Below are 19,536 nucleotides of genomic sequence, written 5' to 3'. Positions count from 1 at the left end.
GCCTACTCCCCAATTGCTTGGAATTTCCTAAAGCAAGACAAACTCCAAAATCCCATCCCGAACCAAAGAGTTTATCCGCTACCTGACATTCCTGGATTGTTTACTTTTAGCTACGGTCAATTGTATGTTTTATGGTGTACCTAGTCATTGTTGCACTTTGAGAGCCTCTGATTGCATGTCGCTGGACGCATGTAGCTTAAGAGGAGCAGCAGTACATTCCTGCACGTATTCGAATGTAACGCCAGGAGCGAGTTCCCGTACGACAAGGCCATCATCTGTCACATCGATTACCGCAAGGTTTGTATAGATACGATTTACACAGCGAGGCGCAGTCAGTGGAAACGAACATTCCTCAACGATTTTCGCCTCTCCTTTATTTGAAGTATGTTGCATAAAGAGGAAAACACGCTTGCTGCCAACAGTCAGGTCCATGGCTCCTCCTACACGTCCAAGAGTAGCGTTAGGGAGTTTCCAACTCGCAAGATCACCGTACTCAGAGACCTGGAATGCTCCAAGTACTGCTGCATCAAGGTGACCGCCGCGGATCATTGCAAATGATTCTGACTGCGAGAAATAGGAACCACCCGGTCTTAATGTGATTGGTTCTTTTCCGGCATTCACGAGGTCCATATCTTCTTCACCAGGTTCAGGTTTTGGACCTAATCCAAGAAGACCATTCTCACTATGGAAAATGATTTCTCGACCTTCAGGAATGAAATCGGCTACAAGCGTCGGTAAACCAATCCCTAAATTCACGAACCATCCATCTTCTAGATCCATCGCTACTCGAGAAGCCAATTCAGGCATTGTCCATCCAATTACTTGTTGTTGGTCTTTACTCATTCACTAACACCTTCCCTTCATGTTGCGCTTCAGCTTGCACTAAACGATGTACGAAGACACTCGATGTCACGATTGTTTCTGGATCGATTTCTCCGACTTCTACAATTTCGTTTACTTCAGCAATTGTTGTTTTTGCCGCTGTCGCCATCACCGGGTTAAAGTTGCGCTGTGTCTTCCGGTAAACAAGATTGCCCCAACGGTCAGCCCGATGTGCTTTAATAAAAGCGTAATCGCCTTTGATTGCATGCTCTAAGAGGTGCATTTGGCCATCGAATAGACGCGTTTCCTTACCTTCTCCAAGTTCGGTGTGGGCCCCTGTTGGAGTGTAAAAGGCTGGGACTCCTGCTCCACCTGCACGGATTCGCTCCGCTAATGTTCCTTGAGGGGCAATTTCTAATTCTATAGTTCCTTTTTTGAGACGCTCAATCAGATCATCAGCGTGTGGACCAACAGGGAAAGAGCAGATAATTTTTCGTACTTGATTGTTGCTAATAAGCGCTGCCACACCGTCGCTAACTGCGCCAATATTATTTGATACAACCGTAAGATCCTTAGCTCCCTGCTCCACAAGGGCGGCAACAAGATATGACGGTAATCCGCTTCCCCCAAATCCACCAACGAGCAACGTTGCTCCATCCTGTATATCTGCAACGGCTTTTGCTGCATTTTCAAACTTCTTCTGGATCATTTAGATTTTCCCCCTCTCATTTATGTGCAACAATAAGCTCTTCTTTATAACCATGCATCGTCACAAAATACGCGCAAGGTAAGTTCCGTGGATCCCCTGTATAGCCAATCTCATCAGCAATAGATCCAAACGGTCCATATAGTCCATCATTTTCAGTGATCTGTGCATCTATCGATAAGTGTCGCTGAACAACGTCAGCCAGCTTCGCATCCATTTCTAGACTTGCTCGAATCACAGAAGCAACCTCATCTCCATCTAGCTGGGGATTGACAATCGCTCCGTTTGCGTTCCTAAAATGATGTCCTAAGTACAAGCGCTTCGGACGCACTTCTTCAAGAAGATGCTGTAAGCTTTGGCGATAGTGAGCAGGGTGTTCAATTGTAGGAATCCTACTTTGCGCCCCACCATACATTTGCACAGCGTCGCCTGCAAAAGCCCAGTTCACGCCATCAAGGACAAATGTCACCGATCCGATAGAGTGTCCTGGCGTTTCCACTACCGTAATCGACACATCACCACCAAGTAATAATCGATCGCCACCAACAACCTCTACTGTTGGCTCCAGATCTTCTCCGATATCGTTGAGCAGGATGGCTGTATGCTTTTCCTGCGTTTCCGCATCCAAGTATTGACCTTGAAGCTGTTTGTAATCTGTAATGTGTGCACTACGATTACGTAGTAAATATGCTTCCTTCTGAGGAATCACAACTTCTGCGCACCCCCTTGTTTTCTCCCAAATCGCTCGGGCACCACCAAGATGGTCAACGTGCCCGTGAGTCAGAAGAATCCAGCGTATATCCTCAATTCGTAGGCCATGCTCGGCAAGAACTGTCTCAATTTCCTGTGAAGCTGATGATGCAATTCCTGTATCAATAAGTGCAGGCTCCGGTGCGTCGATATAGTAGGCATACGCAGATGTTCGACCAAATTTACATTCGATCGGTATAACACGTACTGAATTTGTCATGTTTTTCACCCCTATAATCTAGTTTATGACCACAACTCCTTCTATTTAAGAAGAGGTGCTGTGGATGTTCTTTAGCAGGAGATACAGCCAATTCAGCACACCATTATTTCGTTAATTTGTTTGTAACGTCGAATTCTTTAGGAATTACCGGTAATACTAAACGCGATGGGTGCTCTGCATCTCGATAGATTTTGTGCGCTGTCGCACGTCCACACGGTAAGTGGTAGCTATCTGGTGGTAATAATTTTGCATCTTCTCCATCAAGTGGTTCGTTACATGCAAGCTCTAGTTCAATACGATGTCCTGGTTTAATTAAGAATGAGAATGGATATAACCGAATCGCATACTCGATAATTTCACCAGGTGGTACTGGTACCACACGGTTGTGTGGATGCCAAGGCTCACCGTATGTTGATTTTTCTTCATTTAGTTCCCGATGAGATGCTTTTAAATAACCTGATGTCATTAACGTACGTTTGCCACCTGGATCTACCTCATAAAGCTTCGCAATGAAGTTTGTATCATCTGTATCGATTTCTACATGGATATATAATGCCCCTGTACCTGTCATTTCTGCAGGCTCTAGGAATTTATCACTCGTCCATTTAATCGTTTCGGATGTTGTTGTTACTGTTAATGGCGCTTGGTAGAAGCCATCTGGATGTGCATATTCAGATGTTAATGGCTCCGGTTTCTCGCTAATTTTATGGCGAGGACGTAAGTAGAACTCTTTCTTTTCTTCATATGGCAATGGCCAGTGATCCTCTTTTCGCCATTTGTAAGAACCTTCTACAGAGAACTGCACTGTTGGTTCGTCCATAATGCCATTGTCAATACCTTTTAACCAGTAATCATACCAGCGGAACATTTCATCATGGCTTTCATGGAATGGACGCTCTAACATTGGTGGAAGCGCTTGGACATCAAGCTTTTTAATGCCTGATACTTTGTGGAAGCATTCGATTGTGCCTTCAACGTTCCAACCGCGACCCCATTTTGCTTGGAAGTAAGTTGGGATTTCTACTTTATGGGCTACTTCTAATGCGCTATTTTTTTGCCAGAATGGGCCATCAAGTGGATTTAATAAGTAATCTATCCACAATTCGTGCCGATCTTGATAATGTAAAAGGTGAACGAAATCTGACCAATGTGCGATATCTGGATCGTTTAAGCGTTCTTGCGTTTTTTCTTTAAGCTCTTCTGGAGTAAATACTTTCGAGCTCTTACTTGCAACGTTATTGAATGCATTACCACTATCGCCGCCGCGTCCTTCACGAGAAGCACGTGGCATTAACCACATGATACCGCCGTGATAACAAAGCTCGTACAGATCGAAGTGACCACCGTTCGCAAAGATTGCTTTTAAGTGTGGTGGTTGCTCCGCTGCACCTAAAATTTGAACAGATGCAAAGTATGAAATACCGATCATCCCGATATTTCCGTCACACCAATCTTGCTCAGCCATCCATTCCACGATGTCATAGATATCTTTTCCATCTCCATGACCACCAGAATTATAGTTACCGCACATTTGACCTTCAGAACCACCTGTACCACGTATGTCTGCGATAATATGAGCATAACCTCGTGATACGACTTCACGAATGTCACCTGCTTCAATCGCTCCGTTCCATAGATGACTTGGACGTGCTTGTGGAGGTAATGTTAGCGCTTGCGCTTGTAGTTCTTTACCGTATGGGCTAAGAGCAAGTAATGCTGGTACTTTTACTGTGCCTTCAGGACGGTAAATATCTGCAGCGATATGCACGCCGTCACACATTTTAATGCGTACGTCCTTAGTGATAATCATTTAAATTCGCTCCTCCTCTTAGTCTTTCTAAGTATGTTTTGAATCTGTATAGTGACAGTTCAATCAATAGGAAATTGACAACGTTCACAATAATCAGATTTTTTATTATTCATTACATCCGCCTATGTTCTAATAAAGCGAAGTAGCAAAGCCTATTCATTAAAATCCTCAGGCAGGTGTGAAGCACGGTACAAAAGAACCTGGATTATCTTCATCGCCACTTTGCTTGAATACCACTTTTACCTTTTGATTGATATGCACCGTATCTAGGTCACAATCGACGATATTTGTCATCATTTTTGGACCTTCATCGAGCTCAACGAAGGCGATGGCATATGACACTCCTCGTCGCATCACACTATAAGTGTAGATACTACCAGTGCCATTTGCTTCTTTCCATGTCGTTTTCTCGGTCATACAATACGGGCATAACACACGTGGATAATAATGATACTCACCACAAGAATCGCACTGCTTTATCAGAAGCTTTCCTTCTGCAGCAGCATCCCAATATTCCTTGTGTTCTGGATGAATCTCAGGGATCGCCATCGTTCTATCTTGATATTGAGTTCCCATTCTACTACACCCTCTCCATGATCAGTGTTGCACTACCGTGACGGCTTGCTAGTCCGCCACCAGTACCATGAGCTAACGCAATGTCACAATTTTTCACCTGCACTTGCGGGTGTGCTTCGCCACGTAGCTGACGGACAGCCTCTATCACTTTAATGATGCCACCTCGGCTTGCTGGGTGATTGTTATTTAACCCGCCACCATCCGTATTGATTGGGAGCTTACCCACTCCTGAAATCAGGTTCCCATCAGCGACGAATTTTCCACCCTCGCCTTTTTCACAAAAACCTAAGTCTTCAAGCTGCATTAACACCGTAATTGTGAAGCTATCATAAATGGACGCATACTTAATATCTTGAGGTGTAACCCCAGCCTCCTCAAAGGCTCTAGGCCCTGACCAAATAGCGCCTGTATACGTAAGATCCGTTTTGCCGCCAAGTAATCCTTTAGGTGCTTCGCCACAACCCATCACTCGGACAAGTGGACGCTTCAGACTTTTGGCAATCTCGGGTTTTACGACAACTAAAGCACCGCCACCGTCACTTACTACACAGCAATCCAGTTTATGTAATGGATCAGCAATTATAGGGGACTCAAGTACGTCCTGAACCGTCACTAAATCACGCAGCATAGCGTTTGAATTATGCCTGGCATGATGTGAAGCTGCGACTTTGACCCATGCTAATTGTTCACTCGTCGTGCCATATTCATGCATATGACGCATTGTAGCCATCGCGTACTCATTGACAGCAGTCGGTCCAAAAGGAAGTTCAAACGGTGTATCTGGAACATTTGCACCAACGATCTTCTGTTTGACACCACTTCTGCCCTCTGAACGTGGACGACCCGCCATTGTAATTAATGCAACATTACATTTGCCAGCTGCGATTGCATGTGCAGCATGGGAAACATGGGCAATGTACGATGAACCGCCAGTGTCTGTACCATCTACATGGCGTACATTGAGACCTAAATAATCGACCATAGACAGCACACCACCCGGAGCGTCACCGGCACAAAAATATCCGTCTACATCTGCAAATGCTAGTCCAGCATCTTCTAATGCACCTTTCGCACATTCTGCATGTAAAGCAGCAACGGATTTATTCGGTGCCTTACGCAGTGGGTGCTCGAACGCCCCTGCAATATAGGCCAATCCTTTAATACTCATATTCGTTATCCTCCCGCTATGTTGTTCAACTATTTTCCGAAATCATATCTCGTCACTTTTCACAGATCAAAGCGAGTAATGAAAGTGGGTGTAGGCTTCTAGAATCAGAAGCAGAAACTGCCCTTCTTAGGCCTTTTGTGTTAACACTACCGTTTTCACGAAGGAACGAGGTTTTTGCATAGTTAGGATTTTCGCAGGATTGTTTACTAAAAGTTGTTCAAATACTTCTTCACCAACACCCGCTTTACGAAGATCTGGTAAGAATTCTTCAAACAGGTAGTTTACTGAATGTCCTTTTAATCCTGGCCAGCCAAGAGCACAGCAGTTGGCATCAGCTGAAATAAGTGCACGGTCAACAAAACCTTTATCAAGGAAACGAAGGAAATGCTCAACACGATCTTGACGAGGACGTGACCAATATGGTGAACCTTCCATCTCACTGTCATAGCCAATTGTATCGAAGCCTACCCATCCACCTAATTCTGCAATCATCGTATCACGGTCTTCATCGAGATATCCGCCATCATCAGCATGCCCCATAAGTACGCGATCAAGTGGTAAGCCTTCTTCATCGAAGATTGCAATTGCAGATTCAGCATCTACGCATAAATGTGTAATAATTGGGACACCCGTTTGTAATGCTGCACGTGCAGCTGCACGGTAAATGCGTTTATCAAGTTCGCTTAGTTTACCACCGCGACTTACCCCTACTTTAATAGCGCCAGCTTTTGCGCTCGTACCGTCAATACCAACTGTAATTTCATGGATGAATAAATCCGTAAGATATTCGACTGGTTTGTTACGGAAATATGGTAGAGCTGAGTCACCTGCTACAAAGCCTGTAACAGCAATAATATTGACCCCTGTTTTTCGTGAAAGCACTTGGAAATATTCGACATCGCGTCCGTTTCCAATCCCTGTACAGTCTACGAATGTTTTACCGCCGTATTCACGGAAGCGACGTAACTTTTGTACTGTAACATCAAACGCTTCTTCAGGTTTTTTCCACCATTGTGTATCTAGGTCACATCCAGGTAGACCGAACCCAACATGCTCGTGCATTGCCGTAATCCCTAAGTCTTCAGTCGCGATTGGCCCTAAAACCGTATTTACCTTACCCATCCTTTATTCACTCCTCACGTTTAGTTTTGCTCTGTTACCAAAACAGATTCTTTTTCTGTAGCTGCTGAAGCATCAACAGTAAATACACGTTGTGGGTTTTCTTCTAATAAAATGCGAATTTGTTCATCAGTTACACCTACTCTACGTAGGGTTGGAACAAATTTTGTTAGTAAGTAATCGAAACCAAGCTCTTTTGCATCATGACCTTTTGCAACGCCAATTGCATTTGTTGAAATTAGGACACAATCACCAAAACCTTCTTTAAATAACGCTAAAATTAACTTTGCACGTTCTTCATCGTTCACGTAGCCTTCGTTTGTAGCCCAACCAACATGGTCTAATGCCACCATAGCACCATGACGCGCAACAGCGAATGCTTCTTTGCGGCGGACAGCATCTAGACGGTCAAGCCCTCCGATGATGACACGGTTTGGTGCAATGCCTTCACCTAATAAAATTTCTAGATCATTTACAGCATCCGCGCCGTATTGAACCGATACAGGTACTCCTGTTGCGAGAGCTGCTTGTGCAGATCCACGGAAAAGATTAATTTCTTTTTCTGTAATACCACTTTGACTTGCGATTGACGTCACTAATCCTGCTGAACTTGAACGTTCAATACGTGGTACAACGATTCCTTCTGTCACCTCTTTGGCGAACAAATCAGCAAATTGTTCTGCTGACCATGGTGTAGGCGGATTCTTTTGTGGTGTAACAAAGTATCCACTTAACATCGGCTCAGGTCCTAAACCTGTTGACGCTACGATATGTATACCTGTTGTTCTAGAAAGAGTTTCATAAAGCTTTACGTCACGACCGTGGAACATACCGCTACGATCTACAATTGTTTTTCCACCAAGTCTACGAAATTCAGTAAGCTCATGCTTTAATTCCTCAAATATCTTACTTCTATCCATATCGATCTCTGGTGCATACTCCGCACCAGGCATCACAGAAAGAAGTGATTCATGAATGAGCACAACACCTAGTTCTTGAGCAGGCACTAGTCCAAGAACAGTACGTACAACGCCTGAACTTTTTTCTTGTAAATTATCTAGCATTGTAAAACCTCCTATCATTTAATAGTTCTTCACCTTAGAGGTGTCGAAGGCGGTGATTTAGTTGAATAGAGAATCACTTAAACATACCCGTTGGTATTTTTATGACACAATCGGGTACACTACTAAAACCCCGTTTACTCAACAAATTCCCTTTAGCATTCCTCTACTAAAATTTAAAACCTCTCTCTTGAAAAAGTGAGGGGGTGAACTGCCTTTCCTTCCCCAGAATGTCATTTTTCAGTGTAATCGCTTTCTTTTCCGATAAAACAGCTTCAACTGTTCGATGTTTGGAAACGTATACATTTTTAAGTAAAAATGTAATGCTTCCGGTTCCCCTTTGCACAACGGTTTTCCATGTTTTTTGAATTTGGAAACGGAGCAAAAAAAGAAGCAATCGTGGCATCAAGATTTTTCTCCCATACTTCACTCTGGGTATCTTCAGGAAAGTAAGCTAGCATCCATGAATGCCTTATTGCTCGTTTCGTGTTTACTCCCACTTCATACTCAGGTATCGAGCTTTCGTCTTGTTCGTCCATAACTAAAATATATATAAAACTTCTTATTTTTGGAAATACCAAAAAATAATCATGGTAATAACCTTTTCCTTATAACGTTTGTTTATTTTTCAGATTCCTATTATAATAAATTCATAATCTTATAAATTTTCAAGCAGTACAGGGGGAGATTGGGGATGGACATTCGTCCATTGCGTTATTTTATTGCAGTTGCTGAACACTTAAATTTCACGGTAGCATCAAAGGAATTGTTTGTAGCACAACCTGCTGTAAGTCAACAGATCGCCCTTTTAGAAAAAAAATTAGGTGTAAAACTTTTCCTTCGAGATAAACATTCCGTTCAATTGACCAACGCTGGAGCTGTTTTTTTGAAAGATGCAAAGGAGATCATAAAGAAACTTGAAGAGTCGATTGAAAATGTCCAGCAAGCTGAGGAAGGGTTAATTGGGACACTTAATATAGGCTTATTGAGCGTACCCGTGAGAGAATTTTTGCCCCTTTTGATTCGAAAATTCAGACGCAAACACCCAAATGTAAAAATAAGGTTGAGCTATTATCAAGTTGGGCAAATGATTGAGAAATTAAAATCCGATGAACTAGACATAGCTTTCACACTTTCACTTGGATTACAAAGTATTGGTGGACTGGAATACAAAACTTTATGGCCTCAATCCCATTCTATTATCCTAAATCAAGACCACCCCCTTGCGAATAGAACGAGTATCAACATTTCGGAATTAGCCCATGAACCTTTTGTCATGCTGGACAGGCATGAAGCTCCTCCAGGTTTTGATTTATTGCTGGCTGTATGTGCCAATCATGGTTTCTCTCCAAACTTGGTTAGCACAGCTTCACGGATTGAAGCAGTGTACATGATGGTAGATTCAGATATCGGCATTACCATTCTTCCGAAATATCTACAGCTATACGCTCCTCCTACACTTCGTTTTATTGACATTGAAGGAGACAATCTTAAATTTGATGTTTTGGCTTCTTGGAAGAAAATAAATAAGAATCCTACTTTATCTTTATTTATTGAAGAACTAGAGTTGATGCACTCACAACAAATAGTTGATCCCTACAAAAAAACCACTCCCTAATGATAATGATAGGAAGTGGTTTTTGCTATTGATATAAATTATTAACATGACAACTTGACAAAATAAGTGAAAAACCGGGGAGATTTAGTCTTAACTATTTCTCCGATGCATGGCTTAATAGCCTTACATTATGCTGCCCATTCCTCCATATTAGGCATGCCCAAGCCACCTGCACCAACAGGTTCTGATTTAGCTTCTGTTTCCTAAGAAGCTAGGAATTCCCCTGCTGGTTTAAGAGACTATGGGAATAAGATAATCCATTCAATTATGGAAGTACTGAATTTCCCTTTCATGTGATAGGAAATGCTGCTTGCTCTCTTAAAAGCCTTTTTCGATAAACAATATTCGACAGCTGTACACTAACTTCATAAAGAACAAGTAAAGGGACAATGACCAAAATGTCCGAAATTAAATCCGGGGGCGTAATCAGGATTGATACGATAACCAGGGCAAAATAAGAAACCTTACGTGACTTTTTCAGCCTTGTAGGATTTAATATTCCTAATCTTGTTAGGAACATGACCACAAGCGGCATTTCAAATAAAATACCGAATGGTAAAATCAAGTTAATCATAAACCGAAAATATTTTTCCGCAGTAAACATCATCTCGAACTGCCCAGCGGAAAGTGAAGTCAGAAACCCTAAAACAATAGGAAATAACACAAAATATCCAAAAGAGATTCCTATGATAAATAAGATGAATAAGCCAGGGATAAAACGAAATGTAACCTTCCTCTCCTCGGGTTTCAATGCAGGTGCTACAAAGCGCCATACCTGAAATGCAGCTAGCGGAATAGTAGCAGCTATTGCACATACAGCAGCGATAATCATATAGACCCACAGGATCTCACTTGGACCGAGAACTGCAAGTTTTCCTTCTAAATCCTTAATAAGCAGTTCATATATATCCTTTACGAATATGAAACTCAATATGAAGAAAGCAACAAAACCTATCAGAGTTTTTATAATTCTGCTTCGGAGTTCCTCCATATGCTCAATAACGTGCGAATCCTTGCTTTCCATATTTGCTCCTCCTTTTTTGGTCACTTTGCGTACAAACCAATAGCCCCCCGAGTGGTGGCAAGTATTTCAATAATATAGCTTGAAGAAAAAAAACGCGGAAATACTATTTAAGCTCCGTCTAGACTGAATTTCTTTTGAACTTGTTGGCAACAACTATTACAATATTGACATACAAAGAAGCAGACGAGTCTCCCCGCCCGCTATCTCATCATTCCTATTTATCCCTCTTTTTTAACAGCTGTCACTTCAGACTTACTCTCTTTTTCTTCCTCTTTATCTGAATCAGATACTAATCCTTTGGTTGCACCTTTGAATTCTGATAAAGTGCGTCCAAAAGCCCGACCGATTTCCGGAAGCTTGGAGGGTCCAAAAATGATTAGAGCAATAACGAGCACGATGACCAACCCAGGAATTCCGATATTTGAAAGCATTCTCAGACCCACTCCTTTTTAGATACTTTTCCATTTTATATATATTAACTATTATTAACCTTCAAGTATCACTCTGGATAACTATTAATTAGTGACTTTCCCCCGCTTGTTCATCCTTTGTTTTTCATGTGCACGATTATGGGCGCGCGTACGATCTTCTTCGACTTCATTAGTTTTTTGGACACCTTCAGCAACGATGGCTGATGATACTTTTCTGAGTCCAGCTTGATCCTTATCAAAAACAAAGGATGCTCTTGTTGAAATATCTGCCCCTGGTTCTGTTACGAATGGAACCACACGGTAATCCGCCCTCCATTGCTCTGGTGTTACCTTGCATCGGACGTACCCACGGTAATCATTGAAGAATTTAATATGTGGATTTTGGCTTAATATTTTGTCAGTATCTGCTCGTTTGTCTGCCCCGTTTCCACCAGATGTGATGGATGTACCGACAAATTCCACACCGAAAGTCTTTGAGTTTGGATCATTGAAATCAGTTTTTAAATTGGAAGCCCAGCTAGCATGTACATCACCTGTCAATACGACCAGATTTTCAATGTTTTTGCTTTTTACTACATCTATCAAACGGTCGCGTGCAGCCGGATAACCATCCCAAGAATCCATGCTATATTTTGGAGCAGTAGGTGTTCCATAATTCCGCTGTGCAAAGAATATCTGCTGAGGAAGCACATTCCACTTTGTTTTTGAATTCGAAAGATTCTCAGTTAGCCACTGCTCCTGCTCTGGTCCGAGTAATGACCGCTTCGGATCAAGAGACTCTGGCGTTTGCGGTGAGCTTCCATCGCCGTTTGCCTGATCATCACGGTATTGACGTGAATCAAGTACAAAGAAAGAAGCCAGATCGCCATATGAGAAATTCCGGTATAAACGCATATCAGCCCCCTTTGGCAATGACGATTTACGAAGAGGCATATGCTCGTAGTATGCCTGATAAGCAGCTGCCCTGCGTTTGATAAATGCCTCCACTGATTGTCCCTTTTCCGGAATTACATTTGCATAGTTGTTTTCAACTTCATGGTCATCCCATGTCACGACCCATGGGAATGCAGCATGCGCTGCTTTTAAATGTATATCAGAACGGTATTGAGCGTATCTGTTTCGATAGTCCTCAAGTGTAATAATCTCCGGACTGTTATGGACACGGACATTACCCGTAGATGAGACATATTCATTTGGACCGTACTCATATATGTAATCGCCAAGGTGAAAGACAAGATCAAGATCTTCTTTTGCCAAATGTTTATAAGCTGTATAATAGCCATGTTCAAATTGTTGGCATGAAACAAAAGCGAATGTCAGACTAGAAACACTGGAACCTAATAACGGAAGTGTTTTCGTTTTCCCTGTCTGGCTTACTTCCCCTCCACTTTTAAAACGGTAAAAATAAACCTTGTCCGGTTTTAACCCGCTTACTTCCACATGGACAGAGTGACCCAGTTCTGGCCTGGCTATTTCCTTGCCATTCTTTACAATTTTTCTAAAATGCTCATCCTTTGCAATTTCCCATTTAACTGAAACAGCTTCATTAGGCATTCCGCCGCCATTCAACGGATCTGGAGCCAACCTTGTCCATAAAACAACACTATCTGAGAGTGGATCACCAGACGATACACCAAGAGTAAATGGATAATCGCTGAATTTTGGGGCAGCATTTACCTCAATTCCTCCCATTGATTGCGCAAGGGCAAGACCCAATGAAAGTCCGGCAAGCTTACTCGCTCCCTGGATAAAGTTCCGGCGGTCCATATTTTTGCCTAAGCTTTCTTCGCTCCAATTTTTTATCAATTCATCCATAGCTTTTTCATTCTTCATTGATCTTTCCCTCCTATATAATTCTTTGAATCTGGTTTTAGTATAGGGGGACTTTTTAAAAGACATATTAAGGAATGTAAATCACTAATTTCCCAATCAGGTATTTAGATACAGGACTTTGGAATCCTATAAACAAAAAAACAATATGACCTTAACCATTCATTAATTAATTCCCATAATATCCTAGATAAGTTGACAGTCTTTTTTCCTAATTTTCTTTATAAATCCTTTATTTAATCGTTACAAATAAATAGGTTTAAGCTCGATTAGGTTGCATCTATTAATACTTCATATTATGTGATAATCGTATCTCAAAAACCGAAGGATACTGTCGTCGTTGAAGTTTTATTCCCCTCGATCTGCAAATCATTTTCGCACCCCAAACGACAAAATCTGGGCTTTCTGCTTTTTCTTTATTTCGCTTAATGACATTAACTTAAGTCCATGGCCAGAATTGCAGACTCACATATCATTTTTAGGTCAAATGTACGTGACTTTATTTTCCCTTTTCAGATAAGTGTAGAAGCTACCGTTTCCTGAAAGAGTCTATCAACATATCAAAATCGCAATTAAACTGGGTCCAATACAATTCACTCTACACATGAATCATAAATTTTTAATAATAATCAAACCAATATCCTCCTCTATACGTTTATTTATAGTAAAGGGAGCAAAATTACAGCTCGATTAAAAATTTCGAAGGAAGGTGGTTAAGAATCTGCTGCATATTGACATGTATTTAATTCTCCTGCTTATCAATCTCGCTTAAGGCTTAAAAAATCGTATTTTAACATTTATCAATAAAATAATTTCACGGGGTGAAGAAATGTTGAAAAAAATGAAGTTTATAAGTGTATGGATTATAGCCTTACTTTCTGTGGTTATTCTACCAAATGTAATTGGTGCTTCTTCTACTAAAAGTAAAATTCCAGTGTCAGAGACAGGCTTTGACACCCACATCACCAACAATTCCCTTGCCGTAAGTCCAGATGAGCAAATAGCAGTTGTCTCAGATAGCCGTGAACAATCCGTCCTAGTCTATGATCTTACAAAAGGCAAGCTGCGCAAAAAGATCGACGGCTTTGGTTCTCCGAGAAACATCGTGTTTATTGATGGCGGCTCCGAGTTTGTCGTCTCAGACAGCACGCTCGGTACGCTTCGTTTTTACAGCACAAAAAACTTCACCTTGAAAGATGAAGTCGTCGTTGGTCCAGGTGCATTCGGGACTGCTGTCAGCCCTGATGGAAAGATATTGTATGTGAACAATCAAGCACACAATTCTGTCACTGTCGTGGATTTGGAAAAACGAAAACCGATGGCCGTCATTACCGGTTTCGCCCAACCAAGACAAGGCATAAAAGTCTCTCCAGATGGAAAATACATCTTTGTCACGAACTTTCAAGGAGATAAAGTATCCATCGTTGATGCCGCAACACAGAAAATCATTCGTGAAATATCAGGTTTCTCTATGATTCGCGGAATTTCGATCACTGCTGATGGAGGTACATTGTATGCCGCGAACAGCGGACGTAACAGCATTTCCGCAGTTGATACACTTGACGGCAATATAAAGAGTGAAATCAAAGTGGGTAGTGAACCATATGGTGCTTCTCTTTCGCCTGATAACAAGCTCCTTTATGCAAGCAATAAAGCTGACAATACGATTGACGTAATCAATGTCGCTGATCACCGGGTAGTTAAAACAATTGACGGTTTCAATGAACCAAGACAAGCAATTGTCTTTAGCCACGACGGGGACCGGGCTTATGTATTAAATCGGGATCTCTCTATTGCACGTGTGAATGTTAAGACCTTCTCCATCACGGATATAATTCAGGATGAGTCAAAAAAGTACAAGCTTAAAAGGCTAAGATCAGACAAAGTAGGGACATATTTAGCAGACCAAGAAGGAATGACCCTTTATTATTTCACAAAAGATGATTCTAGCGTCAGTAATTGCAAAGGTCAATGTAGTGAAATTTGGCCACCTTTCCATGCAGATAACATTATCTCCGCTAAAGGTTTCAACAAAAAAGAGTTTAATACTATCATAAGAGATGACGGGCAAAAGCAAACAACTTATAAAGGGCATCCACTTTATTACTTTGTGAAAGATAAGCAGGCCGGTGATATAAATGGACAAGGCGTCAATAATGTCTGGTTTGTTTTAGGCAAAAAGGTTTTTGAGGAATAATTACGTTTAGTTCTGCACATATAGTTAGAAATATCTCAATAAAACCGTTCATATTTGAGCAGATGAAAAATAAAAGAAAAATAGTTTTGTTTCATAAAAAATGGTCATAAAGTATAATAAATGTCACTTTTTTATTCTAGAATTTGATTAGCGCATGTTTTCCGCAAAAAACTGCCGAGACCCCTTTTATAAAGACTGAAAAAAGCTAAACAGTATATTGCTGAACGTTTTTAATGAAGTACCGTTATACCAAACCGAATAAGCTGTTGTTTTTGAATAAAGAATGTTAATAGTGGTTTCCTATTCTTGGAGAAAACTCTAAAAAAATTCAAGCCACCTTCTAATGATAGGTGGCTTTGTTTTATTCGAATAAGGTACTGGTTTAAAATCTTCATAAAATTTTAACTTGATGGTGATAGATTCTGACGACAAAACACAGATATTATACGCTATCGCGTTTTTCACTTTTGACCCCATTAAAGAATAAATCGGCACTTACATTATAGATAAAAACAACGGAGAACGGAATCCCATATAGAAATACCAGTATAAGAGATGGAATGGCTTTACGCCGGAGCTTAAACACTTGATTTTTAAGATATTCCGTTACTAACCTAATTTCCCGCATCACAATATTCCCGGATATAGAGGCAGTACAGAAGACAATAACTTTTTAGAAACAGGATGTTTTAATCGTTCTAGTTGTTCCAAATCATCTAACCATTCAACAACCTCACCATTGTACATTACCGCTAGACGGTCTGCGATGTAATTGACTGCCTGTAAATCATGGGAAATAAAGAGATATGAAAGTTGAAACTCTTCTTTTAATTGTGCCAAAAGATTTAATATTTGTACTTGAACAAGAACATCTAAAGCACTTACAGCCTCATCGAGAACAATTAACTTTGGCTTTAAGGCAATCGCTCTTGCGATATTGATTCTTTGTAGCTGTCCTCCACTGAACTGATATGGGTATTTTCGAATATCTTCCGGGCATAACCCAACGATCTCCAAAAGCTCCTGTACTTTCTTTTTCTCTTGAACAGACGTGAGCCTTTCGTAATTTCTTAACGGCTCAGCAATGATCTCCCCTACCGTTAGTCTTGGGTTAACAGCGCTATAACAATCTTGAAAGACAACTTGCAGATTTCGCCGTAACTCCTTTAATTCTTTTGCTTTTAAACAATAAAGGCTCTTCCCCTGAAACCATACCTCTCCCTGATCCGGCTTTTCCAGTCCCAGAATAATTTTGCCCAGGGTACTCTTTCCAGATCCACTTTCTCCAACGAGGCCTAAACATACTCCTTCTTCCATAGTTAGAGAGATGCTCTTAATGGCTTCAACAGATTTACGCTTCCCAAAAACAGGGTTCCCCAACAAGTATGTTTTCTTTATTCCTTTCAATTCAAGCAAGCTCACTCTTCATCCACCTAACTCTTTATCTTGATTTTACACATCGTACTAGATGGTCTTTTTCATACTCTTTAAATTCAAGATTATAACTTGAACATGTATAATCTGCGTCCTCACATCGTTCTAAAAAAGGGCATGTTTTTTCACTATTTATTAAATTGGGGCGCGAAACGCTTTCACGTTTTTCAACCTTTATCTTTCTTCTTGTTAATCCAAGTCTGGATTCCAACAAGACTTTGGTATACGGGTGCATTGGGTGATTTAGCAACTTCAACACTGGTGCTTTCTCAACGATATAGCCGCCATACATCACAGCTACTTCGTCAGCTAACTGAGCAATCACCCCTAGATCATGTGATACTAATAAAATGCATGTATTGTATTCTTCCCTTAACTTATCCAACTGTTTCAAAACCTGGAGTTGGTTTGTCGAATCAAGTGCAGTCGTCGGCTCATCAGCAATGATGATAGATGGACTTAATGACATGGTAATCGCAATCATAACCCGTTGCAGCATCCCGCCGCTTAGCTGAAACGGATATTGCTTCAAGACATTCTCTGGATTAGGCAGGTCCGTTTTTTCTAAATACTCCACAGCCATTTTCCGCGCTTGCCGCTTCGTTATGGGCAAATGAGTTCTAAGTGTTTCAATAAAATGCCGCCCTATCGTCCTCACAGGATTAAAAGCGATCATAGGGTTTTGCATAATCATAGCGATCTCACTACCCCGTACTTTCCTTAAGTCTTCTGTGGAAACATTTAAAAGATCAATATTTTTAAACTTGATACTCCCTTGTACCACCTTTGCCTTTTCAGGTAAAAGCTTTAACAAAGACATGCATGTCATCGTTTTCCCTGATCCACTTTCTCCGACAAGGCCCAACACTTTCCCAGCCTCCAGCTTAAAACTGACATCATGGACAGTTTGAGTCACTCCATACGGTGTCGTTACAATAACATTCAAATTGTCTACAGTTAGAATGGGGTCTTGTCCCATCTTCCATCCTCCCTTCTATTCCTTTTTTAGGTCTAGAGCATCCCTCAAAGCTTCGCCAAACAAGTTAAAAGCAATCACAACGATGAAGATCATCATCCCTGGGTACAGCATCAATGAAGGGGTTTCTCTAAAAAATGGCTTACTATCATTGATCATCATTCCCCACTCTGCATCTGGAGGCTGTATGCCAAGACCTAGAAAAGAGAGACCAGAAATTGCCAAAATAACTCCTCCGATGTCCATAAAGATTAATACAACAACTTGAGAGATGATGGCAGGTAAGATATGTTTGATGATAATGATACTCCTTGGTGTCCCGCATATTTTGGCTGCTAAGACAAAGTTTTGCTCCTTTACACTAAGTACCATACCTCGAATGACGCGTGCATAAAAAACCCATTGGACAAGCACCATCGCCAAAATCAGATTGCCAAGACTCGGTCCTAAAATTCCGACTAAAGCAAGGGACAGAAGAAAGCTTGGGAATGCCATGAGTATGTCACACATTCTCATGAAGAGATAATCAACCTTCCCCCCTATAAAGCCTGCATAAATACCAAGTGGGATACTAATAATCATCATTAATCCCATGACAAGGAAAGCTATTCCCAACGAGGTTCGTGTTCCATAGATTAATCGGGACAAAATACATCTCCCTAAATGATCAGTCCCCAATGGAAACTGAGAGGAGGGCCCTTGCAGCTTCTGAACGATATCAATCAAGTTCGGATCATTAGGAGCCAAAAAAGGAGCAAAAAGAGCCAATACTGTCAGGAAGGAAATAATCATGATGCTGATCATCATGAGCTTATGTTTCATCAGCTTTCGTTTCACGTTTTGCACCACTCTTATTTCTCTCCCTCCCAGCGTATACGAGGATCCAGGAAAGAATATGTAAGATCTACAAGAAGATTACAGACCACAAAGATCACACCCATAAATAATACACACCCCTGAATCATCGGATAATCTTGATTTAATATAGATGTGACAAATAACTGTCCCATGCCTGGCCAAGCAAAAATTGTTTCAACAATAACCGCTCCGCTTAGCATGTTACCGAAGCTCATGCCAAGTCCAGTTATCACAGGTAGTAAGGACTTTTTTAAGACATGCCTGATAACGATTAGTCTTTGGCGCAACCCTCTCGCTCTAGCATAAACAACAAATGGCTCATTCAAATTTCCCAGCATACTAGCCCGAAGCAATCGCATATACGTACCTATATACGCAAAAGCCAATGTCAAGGAAGGAAGCACTAGATGAGCCAAAGTCCCCCTTCCCAATACAGGAAATAAATCTAACTTTACTGATAAAAAATAGATCAAGAGAAAGCCAAGCCAAAAGGTTGGCATAGAGACACTTACAAAGGCTAGTATTCTGCTAAACTGATCAACAAATTTCCCCTTGTAAATAGCAGAAATCATTCCTAAGGGTAAACTAATAACAACAATAAAGATAAGCGAAGCAAATGTTAATTGAACTGTTGGGAAGAAATGTACCACAATTTCTTCCCATACAGAGTTATTGGACACATAAGACATCCCTAAATCCAATTGCAACACTTTTCCCAGCCACTCAAAATACTGGACATATAAAGGCTTGTTTAATCCAAGCTCAACTCGAAGGGCTGCCACTGTCTCATCCGTAGGAGGAATATGTGACGCCCTTAAGTAAGCTACTGCCGGATCTCCAGGAATTAAGTGAAGCAAGATAAAAGTGATGAGAGAAATTCCTAATAAAATTGGAATTAAACTTGTGAGACGTTTAAAAATAAACCAACTCATGTAG

Annotated in this window: 19 protein-coding genes; 2 read left to right on the top strand and 17 right to left on the bottom strand. The window is 41.1% G+C overall.

The features are described from left to right. Positions 1-144: 144 nt before the first annotated feature. The 9 genes from AKG34_RS08630 to AKG34_RS08590 form a co-directional block, all read right to left on the bottom strand. Positions 145-843 (bottom strand): 3-oxoacid CoA-transferase subunit B, encoded by a 699-nt coding sequence (locus AKG34_RS08630; RefSeq protein ID WP_053345704.1) that lies wholly within the window; start codon positions 841-843, stop codon positions 145-147. Next, positions 836-1,531 carry a 3-oxoacid CoA-transferase subunit A gene (locus AKG34_RS08625; RefSeq protein ID WP_053345703.1) on the bottom strand — a complete coding sequence of 232 codons (696 nt, stop codon included), beginning with the start codon at positions 1,529-1,531 and terminating at the stop codon, positions 836-838. The genes AKG34_RS08630 and AKG34_RS08625 overlap by 8 nt, the downstream gene beginning before the upstream one ends. 16 nt (positions 1,532-1,547) lie before the next feature. Further along, positions 1,548-2,498 (bottom strand): MBL fold metallo-hydrolase, encoded by a 951-nt coding sequence (locus AKG34_RS08620; RefSeq protein ID WP_053345702.1) that lies wholly within the window; start codon positions 2,496-2,498, stop codon positions 1,548-1,550. Positions 2,499-2,601: 103 nt separating this feature from the next. Continuing rightward, positions 2,602-4,308, bottom strand: a complete 1,707-nt coding sequence (locus AKG34_RS08615) for a CocE/NonD family hydrolase (RefSeq protein WP_053345701.1) — start codon at positions 4,306-4,308, stop codon at positions 2,602-2,604. A gap of 168 nt (positions 4,309-4,476) precedes the next feature. Continuing rightward, the gene (locus AKG34_RS08610; RefSeq protein WP_236694892.1) at positions 4,477-4,857 is read right to left on the bottom strand and encodes a Zn-ribbon domain-containing OB-fold protein; all 381 of its coding nucleotides are present in this window, start codon (positions 4,855-4,857) and stop codon (positions 4,477-4,479) included. Positions 4,858-4,888: 31 nt separating this feature from the next. Beyond that, complete coding sequence (locus AKG34_RS08605) at positions 4,889-6,052, bottom strand: thiolase family protein (RefSeq protein WP_053345699.1); 1,164 nt, start codon at positions 6,050-6,052, stop codon at positions 4,889-4,891. Positions 6,053-6,178: 126 nt separating this feature from the next. Then, entirely contained in the window at positions 6,179-7,174 is a 996-nt protein-coding gene (locus AKG34_RS08600; protein WP_053345698.1) for a phosphotriesterase family protein, read from the bottom strand. 20 nt (positions 7,175-7,194) lie between these two features. Beyond that, positions 7,195-8,235: a phosphotriesterase family protein gene (locus AKG34_RS08595; RefSeq protein WP_053345697.1), complete on the bottom strand. Its 1,041-nt coding sequence runs from the start codon at positions 8,233-8,235 to the stop codon at positions 7,195-7,197. A 166-nt stretch (positions 8,236-8,401) separates the two neighbouring features. Further along, positions 8,402-8,638 carry a hypothetical protein gene (locus tag AKG34_RS08590; RefSeq protein WP_053345696.1) on the bottom strand — a complete coding sequence of 79 codons (237 nt, stop codon included), beginning with the start codon at positions 8,636-8,638 and terminating at the stop codon, positions 8,402-8,404. A 288-nt stretch (positions 8,639-8,926) separates the two neighbouring features. Between AKG34_RS08590 and AKG34_RS08585 the strand changes: the two genes are divergently transcribed. Next, positions 8,927-9,850 (top strand): LysR family transcriptional regulator, encoded by a 924-nt coding sequence (locus AKG34_RS08585; protein WP_053345695.1) that lies wholly within the window; start codon positions 8,927-8,929, stop codon positions 9,848-9,850. Positions 9,851-10,139: 289 nt separating this feature from the next. Here AKG34_RS08585 and tatC read toward each other — a convergent pair whose 3' ends face one another. The 3 genes from tatC to AKG34_RS08570 all read right to left on the bottom strand — a co-directional run bounded on the left by tatC (position 10,140) and on the right by AKG34_RS08570 (position 13,138). Beyond that, positions 10,140-10,874: a twin-arginine translocase subunit TatC gene (gene tatC / locus AKG34_RS08580; protein ID WP_053345694.1), complete on the bottom strand. Its 735-nt coding sequence runs from the start codon at positions 10,872-10,874 to the stop codon at positions 10,140-10,142. 218 nt (positions 10,875-11,092) lie between these two features. Continuing rightward, positions 11,093-11,305 carry a twin-arginine translocase TatA/TatE family subunit gene (locus AKG34_RS08575; protein WP_053345693.1) on the bottom strand — a complete coding sequence of 71 codons (213 nt, stop codon included), beginning with the start codon at positions 11,303-11,305 and terminating at the stop codon, positions 11,093-11,095. 84 nt (positions 11,306-11,389) lie between these two features. Further along, positions 11,390-13,138, bottom strand: coding sequence for an alkaline phosphatase PhoD (locus tag AKG34_RS08570; protein ID WP_053345692.1), 1,749 nt, complete (start codon positions 13,136-13,138; stop codon positions 11,390-11,392). 826 nt (positions 13,139-13,964) lie between these two features. On the opposite strand from AKG34_RS08570, the gene AKG34_RS08565 reads away from it, so the two are divergent. Continuing rightward, positions 13,965-15,332 (top strand): beta-propeller fold lactonase family protein, encoded by a 1,368-nt coding sequence (locus tag AKG34_RS08565; protein WP_083450720.1) that lies wholly within the window; start codon positions 13,965-13,967, stop codon positions 15,330-15,332. A gap of 442 nt (positions 15,333-15,774) precedes the next feature. Here the strand turns inward: AKG34_RS08565 and AKG34_RS08560 are convergent, their stop codons facing one another. The 5 genes from AKG34_RS08560 to nikB are packed head-to-tail and all read right to left on the bottom strand — an operon-like array spanning position 15,775 to position 19,532. After that, a complete protein-coding gene (locus AKG34_RS08560; RefSeq protein WP_053345691.1) occupies positions 15,775-15,960 on the bottom strand; it encodes a hypothetical protein in 186 nt (61 codons plus the stop codon). Beyond that, positions 15,960-16,754 (bottom strand): nickel import ATP-binding protein NikE, encoded by a 795-nt coding sequence (gene nikE / locus AKG34_RS08555; RefSeq protein ID WP_053345690.1) that lies wholly within the window; start codon positions 16,752-16,754, stop codon positions 15,960-15,962. Before nikE ends, AKG34_RS08560 begins: the two co-directional genes overlap by 1 nt. A gap of 19 nt (positions 16,755-16,773) precedes the next feature. Further along, a complete protein-coding gene (locus AKG34_RS08550) occupies positions 16,774-17,745 on the bottom strand; it encodes an ABC transporter ATP-binding protein (protein WP_053345689.1) in 972 nt (323 codons plus the stop codon). Positions 17,746-17,760: 15 nt separating this feature from the next. Continuing rightward, a complete protein-coding gene (gene nikC, locus AKG34_RS08545; RefSeq protein ID WP_053345688.1) occupies positions 17,761-18,591 on the bottom strand; it encodes a nickel transporter permease in 831 nt (276 codons plus the stop codon). A gap of 2 nt (positions 18,592-18,593) precedes the next feature. Then, positions 18,594-19,532, bottom strand: a complete 939-nt coding sequence (gene nikB / locus AKG34_RS08540) for a nickel ABC transporter permease (RefSeq protein WP_053345687.1) — start codon at positions 19,530-19,532, stop codon at positions 18,594-18,596. Positions 19,533-19,536: the final 4 nt, after the last annotated feature.

Origin of the sequence: Peribacillus butanolivorans (assembly GCF_001273755.1) — a bacterium.
Lineage (GTDB): Bacteria > Bacillota > Bacilli > Bacillales > DSM-1321 > Peribacillus > Peribacillus butanolivorans.
Note: the sequence above shows the minus strand (reverse complement) of the source record. Positions and strands in the feature narration are given on the sequence as shown.